The 333-nt window shown below is 67.3% G+C and carries 1 pseudogene; it reads right to left on the reverse strand.

What is annotated here, in order from left to right:
- Positions 1-333: pseudogene (locus IB256_RS30495) on the reverse strand (methyl-accepting chemotaxis protein); the annotation flags it as partial.

The raw sequence follows: 333 nt of genomic DNA on the forward strand, positions 1-333 counted from the left end.
CGATCAGGCGGGTGGTGTTGTCGATCACGCTGAGGCCATCGCGGGTCGCGCCGTCGGCGCCACGGGCGGCATCGGCGGCCATGGCGGCGCTGTTGGCGACGTCATGGGCGGTGGCGCTCATTTCCTGGGAGGCTGTGGCTACCTGGTCGACTTCGCGGAATTGCTGCTGCATGCCGGCGCTGGTCTGGCTGGCGATTTCCGAGGATTGGTCGGCAGTGGCGCGGGCGTCCTGCACCGAGGACTTCACGTCGCGGATGATCGGCTGCAGCTTGTCGAGGAAGCGGTTGAACCAGCCGGCCAGTTCACCCAGCTCGTCCTTGCCGCTGTAGTCCA

This window comes from Pseudomonas sp. PDM17 (genome assembly GCF_014851985.1).
Classification (GTDB): Bacteria; Pseudomonadota; Gammaproteobacteria; order Pseudomonadales; family Pseudomonadaceae; genus Pseudomonas.